Origin of the sequence: Streptomyces sp. 3N207 (assembly GCF_052246355.1) — a bacterium.
Taxonomy (GTDB): Bacteria; Actinomycetota; Actinomycetes; order Streptomycetales; family Streptomycetaceae; genus Streptomyces.
Genome location: NZ_JBQQBV010000021.1, coordinates 24,176 through 34,040 on the forward strand (window position 1 = coordinate 24,176; position 9,865 = coordinate 34,040).

Consider the following 9,865-nt stretch of genomic DNA (forward strand, 5'->3'; position numbering starts at 1 on the left):
CCTCGAGAACATCCTCGTGAAGGAGCTGCTCATGCCCGACCTTGTACGTGCCGCGCTGGTCCAGGCGACCTGGACAGGCGACACCGAGTCGATGATCGCCAAGCACGAGGAGCACGCCCGAGAGGCCGCTCGCCGGGGTGCGCGGATCATCGGCTTCCAGGAGGTCTTCAACGCCCCCTACTTCTGCCAGGTCCAGGACCCGGAGCACTACCGCTGGGCCGAGCCGGTCCCGGACGGGCCCACCACCCGGCGGATGCAGGAGCTGGCGCGGGAGACCGGGATGGTCGTCGTCTCCCCGGTCTTCGAGGTCGACGGTTCCGGCTTCTACTACAACACCGCCGCCGTCATCGACGCCGACGGCACCGTGCTGGGCACCTACCGCAAACACCACATTCCGCAGGTCAAGGGGTTCTGGGAGAAGTACTACTTCCGTCCAGGGAATCTCGGCTGGCCGGTGTTCGACACCGCCGTGGGCAAGGTCGGCGTCTACATCTGCTACGACCGGCACTTCCCCGAGGGCTGGCGGGCGCTGGGCCTGGCCGGCGCGCAGCTCGTCTACAACCCGTCGGCCACCTCGCGCGGCCTCTCCGCCTATCTCTGGCAGCTCGAACAACCCGCCGCCGCCGTCGCCAACGAGTACTTCATCGCCGCCATCAACCGCGTCGGCACCGAGGAGCTGGGCGACAACGACTTCTACGGAACGAGCTACTTCGTCGACCCGCGCGGCCAGATCGTCGGTGACCTCGCCTCGGACAAGGAGGAGGAACTGCTGGTCCGTGACCTGGACATGGGAATGATCGACGAAGTTCGGCAACAGTGGGCCTTCTACCGGGACCGACGCCCGGACGCCTACGAAGGGCTGGTGCAGCCGTGAGCGCCCGGCCCGATCCTTCGCCCGGCATCCGTACCGACGTCCACCGCGAACTGCACACCCGGCACCAGGCGGTACTGCCCGACTGGCTGGCCCTCTACTACGCCGAGCCGCTGGAGCTCACACACGGCGAGGGGCGGCACGTCTGGGACGCCGAAGGGCGCCGCTATCTCGATTTCTTCGGCGGCATCCTCACCACCATGACGGCCCATGCGCTGCCCGAGGTCACCAAGGCCGTCGCCGAGCAGGCCGGGCGTGTCCTGCACACCTCCACCCTCTATCTCAACCGCCCCATGGTGGAGCTCGCCGAGCGCATCGCCGCGCTCTCCGGCATCCCCGATGCGCGGGTCTTCTTCACCACTTCGGGTACCGAGGCCAACGACGCCGCGCTGCTGCTGGCCACCACCTATCGCCGGTCCAACCAGGTGCTGGCGATGCGCAACAGCTATCACGGCCGCTCCTTCTCCACCGTCGGCATCACCGGCAACCGCTCCTGGTCGCCCACCTCCCTCTCGCCCCTGCAAACCCTCTACATCCACGGCAGCGTCCGCAGCCGCGGCCCGTTCGCGCACCTGGACGACGCGGAGTTCATCGAAGCCTGCGTCGACGATCTGGCGGACATGCTGGGCCAGGCCCGCTCGGACGTCGCCGCGCTGATCGCCGAACCCGTACAGGGCGTCGGCGGTTTCACCTCGCCGCCCGACGGGCTCTTCGGCGCCTTCCGCGAGCTCCTCCAACAGCACGGCATCCTCTGGATCAGCGACGAGGTGCAGACCGGCTGGGGCAGAACCGGCGACCACTTCTGGGGCTGGCAGGCACACGACGCCGCGGGCCCGCCCGACATGCTCACCTTCGCCAAGGGCATCGGCAACGGGATGTCCGTCGGCGGCGTCGTCGCCCGCGCCGAGATCATGAACTGTCTGGACGCCAACTCCATCTCCACCTTCGGCGGCAGCCCCGTCACCATGGCGGCGGCCAACGCCAACCTCGGCTACCTCCTCGAACACGACCTCCAGGGCAACGCACGCCGCGTCGGCGGTCTGCTGCTGGAGCGGCTGCGCGCCGCGGCGTCCGGACTCGGCGTCGTCCGCGAGGTACGCGGGCGCGGGCTGATGGCGGGCGTCGAACTGGTGGTGCCCGGCACGGGTGAGCCTTCGGCTGATGCGGCGTCACTCGTGTTGGAGGCAGCACGTGAGGGCGGCGTCCTCATCGGCAGGGGCGGCGGCGGGGTGCTGCGCATCGCGCCGCCGCTCACGCTGACCGTCGCCGAGGCCGAGGAGGGCGCCACCGTACTGGAACGCGCCCTGCGTGTCGCCGACAGCGCATCTTGAGGGGCTGCCCCTGGCTGCCGCTTGCCGTCTGCGGCTTTCGTCGTGGCCGCTCGCGCAGTTCCCCGCGCCCCTGACGGGGCACGTCTCCTGCGCGCTTGGGCAGTCTGCGCCAGGGGCGCAGGGTGGGCAAGCGCAGCCCCCCATGCCGGGAAAGCAGAATCCACCGGCCCAGCAATGGCAGAGCATTGGAAGGGCAACCGTATGACCCAGAGGACCCTGATCAAAGGCGGACTGGTCATCACCGCCGCCGAGGAGACGGAGGCCGACGTCCTCGTCGAGGACGGCTGTATCGCCGCGATCGCCGCCCGGAACAGCGCCGCCGCCGCGTCGTTCACCGCCGACCGCACCCTGGATGCCACCGGCAGGTACGTCATCCCGGGCGGCGTCGACGGCCACACCCATATGGACTTCCCGTTCGGCGGGACCTTCTCCAGCGACGACTTCGAGACCGGCACCCGCGCTGCCGCCTGGGGCGGTACCACGACCATCGTCGACTTCGCCGTCCAGACCAAGGGCCACGCACTGCGCGAGGGGCTGGACCAGTGGCACGCCAAGGCCGAAGGCCGGTGCGCCGTCGACTACGCCTTCCACATGATCCTCTCCGATGTGAACGACGGCACGCTCAAGGAGATGGACGCCCTGGTGGCGGAGGGCGTGACCTCGTTCAAAATGTTCATGGCCTACCCGGGCGTCTTCTACAGCGACGACGGCCAGATCCTCCGCGCCATGCAGCGCACCGCCGCCAACGGCGGGCTGACGATGATGCACGCCGAGAACGGCATCGCCATCGACGTCCTGGTCGAACAGGCCCTCGCCGCCGGCCGCACCGACCCGCGCCACCACGGCGAGGTCCGTAAAGCGCTGTTGGAGGCCGAGGCCACACACCGGGCCATCCAGCTGGCCCGGGTCGCCGGCTCGCCGCTGTACGTCGTCCACGTCTCCGCGAGCGAAGCCGTCGAACAGCTCGCCGCCGCACGCGGAATGGACCTGCCCGTCTTCGGCGAGACCTGCCCGCAGTACCTCTATCTGAGCACCGACAACCTCGCCGAGCCCGACTTCGGCGGCGCCAAATACGTGTGCAGCACCCCGCTGCGGCCCCGCGAGCACCAGGCGGCGCTGTGGCGGGCGCTGCGCACCGACGACCTCCAGGTCGTCTCCACCGACCACTGCCCCTTCTGCTTCACCGGCCAGAAGGAGCTGGGCAGGGGCGACTTCTCCAAGATCCCGAACGGGATGCCCGGCGTCGAGCACCGGATGGACCTGCTCCACCAGGCCGTCGTCGACGGGCATCTCACCCGGCGCCGCTGGATAGACATCGCCTGCGCCACCCCGGCCCGGATGTTCGGCCTCTACCCGAAGAAGGGCACCCTGGCGCCCGGCGCGGACGCGGACATCGTCATCTACGACCCGCACGCCGAACAGACCCTCTCGGCCGAGACCCACCACATGAACGTCGACTACTCGGCCTACGAGGGCAAACGCATCACCGGCCGCGTCGAGACGGTGCTCTCCCGCGGCGAGCCGGTCGTGGAACGGGGCAGCTACGCGGGCCGGGCCGGGCACGGCCGGTACGTCCCGCGCGGAATCTGCCAGCTTCTCAACTGACAGCTGCTCAACCAAACGTGGACTCGTAAGGGGTATGCCCATGGACTTCGGACTCGTCGCCCAGACGGATCCGCCCGGTGCCGAGACGGTCGCGCTGATGCGGCGCGCCGAGCGCAACGGCTTCCGGTACGGCTGGACGTTCGACTCGCCGGTGCTGTGGCAGGAGCCGTACGTCATCCACAGCCGCATCCTCGCCGAGACGGAACGGCTGGTCGTCGGGCCCATGGTCACCAATCCCGGCACCCGTTCCTGGGAGGTCACCGCCTCCACCTTCGCCACCCTCAACGAGATGTACGGCAACCGGACCGTGTGCGGCATCGGGCGCGGCGACTCGGCGATGCGGGTCGCCGGGCGCCCGCCCGCCACCCTCGCCAGGCTGGGGGAGGCCATGCGGACCATCCGCGAGCTGGCCGAGGGCCGCGAGGCGGTGGTGGACGGCACCCCGGTGCGGCTGCCGTGGGTCCGCGACGGGCAGCTGCCGGTATGGATGGCCGCCTACGGGCCCAAGGCGCTGGCGCTGGCCGGACGGGAGGCGGACGGCTTCATCCTCCAGCTCGCCGACCCGCTGCTGACCGCGTGGATGGTGGGCGCCGTCCGGGAGGCCGCGGTGCAGGCGGGCCGTGATCCGGCGGAGGTCACCATCTGCGTCGCCGCACCCGCCTACGTGTGCGAGGACACCCCGGAGGCGCTGGCACACGCCCGTGAGCAGTGCCGCTGGTTCGGCGGCATGGTCGGCAACCACGTCGCGGACCTCGTCGCGCGGTACGGCGAGCACTCCGACGCCGTACCCGCGGCGCTCACCTCCTACATCAAGGAACGCGCGGGCTACGACTACGCGCACCACGGCCGGGCCGGCAACCCCGACACCGCGTTCGTGCCCGATGACATCGTCGACCGGTTCTGCCTGCTGGGTCCCCCGCAGGCCCATGCCACCCGGCTCCGCGAGCTCGCCGAACTCGGCGTGGACCAGTTCGCGCTCTACGCCATGCACGATGCGAAGTCGGATGTCGTCGACGCATACGGCTCCGCGATCATCCCGGAGCTGGCCTAGCACTTGCCTGTGCTGGGAAGGGGTTGCCCCTGCTTGACGTCCGCAGGCTGCGTGTTCGTCGTGGCTGGTCGCGCAGTTCCCCGCGCCCCTTCGGGGCGCGGTCACTCGTCCTGTTTCTCGTAGACCAGTGGCTGGTAGTCGGGGTGTCTGCGGATGTAGTTCGCGAAGAAGGGGCAGATCGGGGCCACCTTGTCGCCCGCCTCCTGGGCCGTCTCCAGGATGTGGTGCGAGAGGGCGCCGCCGATCCCCTGGCCCTCGAACGCGGGCTCGACCTCCGTGTGCGTCACCGCGATCACGCCGGGGGCACGGAGGTACTGCGCGACCCCTGCGAGGGCACCGCCGATCCGCGCCTCATAGCGGCTCTCGGCGGTGTTGTCGGAGATTTCGAGCTGCTGCTGGTCGGCCATGCTCTCCCTCGTTGCTGACTCCGCCCGCGCCGGTCGTGTTCGCCGGGATCATGCGGCCAGCCTCGCCGTGCGGGCCGCGCCCGGCAACGGGGCAGCGTCCATCGGGGTTGCCCCGGCGTGGAGCGGATCTCCCGCACGCAGAAGCGCTCCGGGACCAGTAGGCGTTGAGCATACCGATCGGTCGGTATGCCAAGAGGTCAGGGCGGGCGAGAACTCCGCGGAGTTGACTTGAACCTCGCTTCAACTTGCAGAGTTTGATCACGCGGCACACCCGCCCCGGCGACAGCCGCAGCCCACAGCAGCAACCCGCGCAGCGAACAAACGCACCCGAAGGAGCACAGCCGTGATTCTGGTAACCGGAGCGACAGGCAAGGTCGGCGGACAGGTGGCGGCACAGCTCGTCGCGGCGGAAGTCGCCGTACGCGTACTCGTCCGCAACCCCGAAACCGCCGTACTGCCGGACGCCGTCGAGGCCGCACGCGGCGGCCTGGTCGACGTCGTACGCGGTGACCTCGCGGACCCCGCAAGCCTGACCGAAGCCCTCGCGGGAGAGGTGGACGCCGTCTTCCTCATGTGGCCGCTGGCCGGCCCGCGCGGCTCGGCGGGGATCGTCGCCGCCCTCGCCGCTCGCACCCGCCGCATCGTCTACCTGTCGACCCGCGGCGTGTCCGACGACGACACCGCGGAGCTCGGCGAGGACATCCTCGGCACCCACGCCGCGCTGGAACGGCTGATCCGCGCTTCCGGCGCCGAGTGGACCCTGCTTCGGCCCGGCGGGTTCGCCGGCAACACCCTGGGCTGGGCGCCCCAGGTCCGCGCCGGTGGTCCCGTCCGTATCGCCTACCCGCAGGCCGCCCGTACCCTTGTGCACGAGACCGACGTCGCCGGCGCCGCCGTCCGCGCCCTGCTGACCGACGACCTGGTGGGGACGGCACCCGAACTCACGGGGCAGGAACTGCTCACCCAGGCCGAGCAGGTGGCCATCATTGCCGAGGCCCTCGGCCGCTCCCTCACCGTCGAAAAGCTCTCCCGGGAGGAAGCCCACGCCGACCTCCTCGCAGCCGGTCTGTCCCCCGCCTACGCGGAGGGCATCCTCGACGCCCACGCCGCGATGGAGACCGACCCGGAAACGGTCGTGACGGGAGCCGCCGAACTGCTGGGCCACCCGCCCCGCACCTACCGGCAGTGGGTGACCGACCACGCCGCCGACTTCCGGTAGCCGACAGCCCCCGCCCGGCGCTCCCCGTGAGCGCCGGGCCCTGCCGCCGAACGGGGCCTCCCGGAGCAGCCGCCCGGGGGAGCGGCCCCCTTTCCGCCGGGGCGCCTCGATCGGGTGAGAAAACCGCGCCAGCAGGTTCGCCGCCCCGATGGGTCGCTAGCTTTGTATTCGGGAAGCCGGGCAGGTATGCCTCTGTTGAGAGGGCACTGTGGGGGAGAATATGCGCCGCGTAGGACAGGTTTCTTGGCCGGATGCCGTCGCGGCGGAGTACGAACGTCAAGGATATTGGCGTCACCAATTGCTCGGGGAATTCCCCTCCCAATGGGCAAAGCGCCACGGCGACCGAGTCGCCGTGCTGGACGATCGCCATTCGCTGACCTACACGGAATTGGCCCGGCTCACCGCAAGAATGACGGCGCGGCTGCTGCGGCTGGGACTGCGGGACGGGGACAACGTCGTCCTGCAACTCCCCAACTGCTGGGAGTTCGTCCCTCTTGTGCTCGGCTGCATGCGGGCGGGGATCGCGCCCGTCCTGGCGCTGCCGCAGTACCGCGAGCATGAACTCGTTCATCTGGTACGAAGCGCGGAGGCCGCCGCGATCGTAGTGGGGGCGCCCGACCGGAAGTGCGACTACGAGGAGCTGGCGCACCGGGTCGTCGCCGCGAGCGGCCAGGACTGCCGGGTACTCGCAGTGAGCCCGGCGGCGAACCCGGCGTCGCTCTCCCTCCGCTCCGCCCTGGTGGGCGAGAGAGGGAACGAGGGCGGGAGCGAGGACGAGGCCGGCACCGGAATGCCGTCCGGTGCGCGGTCACCGGCGCCCGACGACCTGGCACTTCTGCTGCTGTCCGGCGGAACGACGGGCGGCGCGCCGAAACTGATCGGCCGCACCCACAATGACTACGAGTACAACTTCCGCCGCATGGCCGAGCTGTGCGGCTTCGACGAGCGCACCGTCTATCTGGCGGTTCTGCCCGCAGGGCACAACTTCACGCTCGGCTGTCCGGGACTGCTCGGCACCCTGGCTGCGGGCGGCAAGGTGGTCCTGATCCCCTCACCGGAGCCCGAGGCCGCTTTCGCGGCCATCGACCGGCATCAGGTGACTGCCACGGCCCTGGTCCCCTCGCTCGCCCAGCGGTGGCTCGAACGCGCTGCGCAGTCCCGCTACGCCACCGCGGGCCTGTCCCTCGTCCAGGTGGGCGGAGCACGCTGCCCGGAGTCTGTGGTCACCGGGCTCACGACGACGTTCGGCTGCACTGTGCAGCAGGTGTTCGGGATGGCGGAGGGCCTGCTCAACTGCACCCGGCTCGACGACCCACCGGAGATCATCCGTAGCACGCAGGGCCGCCCCATCAGCCCGGGGGACGAGATCAGGATCGTCGATGCCGAGGGCAGGCCCGCCGAGCACGGCGAGCTGCTCACCCGGGGCCCCTACACACCGCGTGGGTACTTCCGCGGGGGTGCGCACAACACCCGCAGTTTCACCATCGAGGGCTGGTACCGCACCGGTGACGTCGTACGTCGGCACCCGAGCGGAAATCTGGTGGTGGAGGGGCGGACCAAGGATGTGATCAACCGGAACGGGGAGAAGATCTCCGCCGCGGAGATCGAGGACCTGGCCTGCCTCATCCCCGGTGTCCGCGCGGCAGTTGCCGTACCCATGCCGGACTCCGTCACCGGAGAACGTCTCGGACTCGGCGTCGTACTGCGTTCCGGGACCGGGCTCGATCTGGACGACGTGAAGAAGTTTCTCACCGCCAAGGGTGTCGCCGCATTCAAGCTGCCGGAACACCTGCACATTCTTCCGGAAATCCCGCTGACTCCCATCGGTAAGCCCGACAAGAAGAAGGTGCGGGACCTGCTCCTCGCCGGCTGATCCCCCGAAGCTGCCAGAACACGCCACGTCCGTACGTGAATGCGCGGCGGCGCGTTTCTGCATGAATGCGCCCCCACCGGAAAAGGAAAGAGAGCTGGACTTGGCCACGAGGTCTCACTACGAAGAATTCTGCGCCGATCTGTCAGCCGACCCGTTGTCTTCCGCAGTTGGACTGGTCAGGTCGCAGTTCTTCGACCGTTATCTGGTGTACGAGAAGAACGGCGTCTACACCGTGGCCGGAGGGATCGCCGGGGAACTGGTCGCCGACCACGCACGGGTCCGTCGGAGCTGGCAGGGCGCCGAAGTCTCGCTCCCTTGGGACGGCCGGGACCTGAAGCCGGTGGCGGAACTCCTCGACGGGCTGCCCGTGGCGGACTGGCGGGTCTACGGGTGGGCCGCCTTCGAGCTCGCCTACCCCCGGGCGGGTCTCTCCGTGCCCCCTTCCGCCGACCCGCTCCTGCACCTGGTGCTGCCCCGGATCGAGGTGTCCTTCGGCGCCGGGCGGGTGTGGGGCCGGGCGATCGACCCCGTTGAGCGGGAGCAGATGCTGGAGCAGCTTCTCCTGGGCGTCGGCAGCGGCACGAACGCCGTCGGCAAGGCGACCACCGACGGCGGAACCGCGCCGGAGCAGCCCCGCTGCGTGGCGGTCGACCGCCACGATGCCGCCGCCTACCAGGAGTCGGTACGTACGGCGGTGGAGCACATCGAGCAGCGCCGGCTCCAGAAAGTCATCCTCTCCCGCGCTTTGCCCGTGGACTTCGAGGTGGACCTCCCTGCGACGTACGCGGCCGGGCGGCGTCGCAACACTCCTGCGCGGTCCTTCCTGTTCGACTTCGGGCGGCTGCGCGGCGCCGGCTTCAGCCCTGAGACGGTCGCCGAGGTCTCCTCAGCGGGCATGGTGACCACCCAGCCGCTGGCGGGGACACGGGCTCGTTCCGATGTGCCGGAGGCCAACGAGAGCTTGCGCGCTGATCTGTTGCGCAACGCCAAGGAGATCTACGAGCACGCGATCTCGGTCAAAGCGTCCTTCGAGGAGCTCCAGCAGGTGTGTGACCCGTGCAGTGTGCGGGTGAGTGACTTCATGTCCGTCAAACAGCGCGGCAGCGTCCAGCACCTCGGCTCACGTGTCACCGGAAACCTCGACGCAGGACGTACCGCGTGGGACGCGTTCGCCGCGCTGTTTCCCGGCGTCACCGCATCCGGCATCCCCAAGTCCGCCGCGTACCACGAGATCCGCCGGCACGAGCCGGGCCCGCGCGGACCCTACGCGGGCGCGGTGCTCACCGCGGGCGCGGACGGCAGCCTCGATGCCGCGCTGGTACTCCGGAGCATCTTCCAGCGGGACGGCCGCACCTGGCTGCGGGCCGGCGCCGGGATCGTGGAGCAGTCCGATCCGGCCCGCGAGTACGAAGAGACCTGCGAAAAGCTGCACAGCGTTGCCGACTGCCTGGTTCCGCAGCCCTCTTCCGCCGTGCTGCTCGGCTGACGCGCCGTCCTCACCGAAGACC

Annotated in this window: 8 protein-coding genes; 7 read left to right on the forward strand and 1 reads right to left on the reverse strand. The window is 69.9% G+C overall.

Translation table 11 applies throughout. From position 1 onward, the window contains the following. Positions 1 to 31 precede the first annotated feature (31 nt). From ACTWP9_RS27610 to ACTWP9_RS27625, 4 genes are all read left to right on the forward strand, one after another. Positions 32 to 874 (forward strand): nitrilase-related carbon-nitrogen hydrolase, encoded by an 843-nt coding sequence (locus ACTWP9_RS27610; RefSeq protein ID WP_443248999.1) that lies wholly within the window; start codon positions 32 to 34, stop codon positions 872 to 874. Further along, complete coding sequence (locus ACTWP9_RS27615) at positions 871 to 2,202, forward strand: aspartate aminotransferase family protein (protein WP_443249000.1); 1,332 nt, start codon at positions 871 to 873, stop codon at positions 2,200 to 2,202. Before ACTWP9_RS27610 ends, ACTWP9_RS27615 begins: the two co-directional genes overlap by 4 nt. Before the next feature lie 201 nt (positions 2,203 to 2,403). Further along, positions 2,404 to 3,807 (forward strand): dihydropyrimidinase, encoded by a 1,404-nt coding sequence (gene hydA, locus ACTWP9_RS27620; protein ID WP_443249001.1) that lies wholly within the window; start codon positions 2,404 to 2,406, stop codon positions 3,805 to 3,807. Positions 3,808 to 3,847: 40 nt separating this feature from the next. Then, entirely contained in the window at positions 3,848 to 4,858 is a 1,011-nt protein-coding gene (locus ACTWP9_RS27625) for a TIGR03842 family LLM class F420-dependent oxidoreductase (RefSeq protein ID WP_443249002.1), read from the forward strand. A 101-nt stretch (positions 4,859 to 4,959) separates the two neighbouring features. Here the strand turns inward: ACTWP9_RS27625 and ACTWP9_RS27630 are convergent, their stop codons facing one another. Beyond that, a complete protein-coding gene (locus tag ACTWP9_RS27630) occupies positions 4,960 to 5,265 on the reverse strand; it encodes a GNAT family N-acetyltransferase (RefSeq protein WP_443249003.1) in 306 nt (101 codons plus the stop codon). Positions 5,266 to 5,608: 343 nt separating this feature from the next. Here ACTWP9_RS27630 and ACTWP9_RS27635 point away from each other — a divergent pair, with 343 nt between their 5' ends. From ACTWP9_RS27635 to ACTWP9_RS27645, 3 genes are all read left to right on the forward strand, one after another. Further along, complete coding sequence (locus tag ACTWP9_RS27635; RefSeq protein WP_443249004.1) at positions 5,609 to 6,484, forward strand: NAD(P)H-binding protein; 876 nt, start codon at positions 5,609 to 5,611, stop codon at positions 6,482 to 6,484. Between the two features lie 220 nt (positions 6,485 to 6,704). Further along, positions 6,705 to 8,357 (forward strand): (2,3-dihydroxybenzoyl)adenylate synthase, encoded by a 1,653-nt coding sequence (locus tag ACTWP9_RS27640; RefSeq protein WP_443249005.1) that lies wholly within the window; start codon positions 6,705 to 6,707, stop codon positions 8,355 to 8,357. A 100-nt stretch (positions 8,358 to 8,457) separates the two neighbouring features. Further along, entirely contained in the window at positions 8,458 to 9,843 is a 1,386-nt protein-coding gene (locus tag ACTWP9_RS27645; protein WP_443249006.1) for a salicylate synthase, read from the forward strand. Positions 9,844 to 9,865 lie beyond the last annotated feature (22 nt).

Bases quoted from the DNA above. Each gene is read 5' to 3' on its own strand.
- ACTWP9_RS27610 (WP_443248999.1), top strand. From the start codon at position 32: ATGCCCGACCTTGTACGTGCCGCGCTGGTCCAGGCGACCTGGACAGGC.
- hydA (WP_443249001.1), top strand. From the start codon at position 2,404: ATGACCCAGAGGACCCTGATCAAAGGCGGACTGGTCATCACCGCCGCC.
- ACTWP9_RS27625 (WP_443249002.1), top strand. From the start codon at position 3,848: ATGGACTTCGGACTCGTCGCCCAGACGGATCCGCCCGGTGCCGAGACG.
- ACTWP9_RS27630 (WP_443249003.1), bottom strand. From the start codon at position 5,265: ATGGCCGACCAGCAGCAGCTCGAAATCTCCGACAACACCGCCGAGAGC.
- ACTWP9_RS27640 (WP_443249005.1), top strand. From the start codon at position 6,705: ATGCGCCGCGTAGGACAGGTTTCTTGGCCGGATGCCGTCGCGGCGGAG.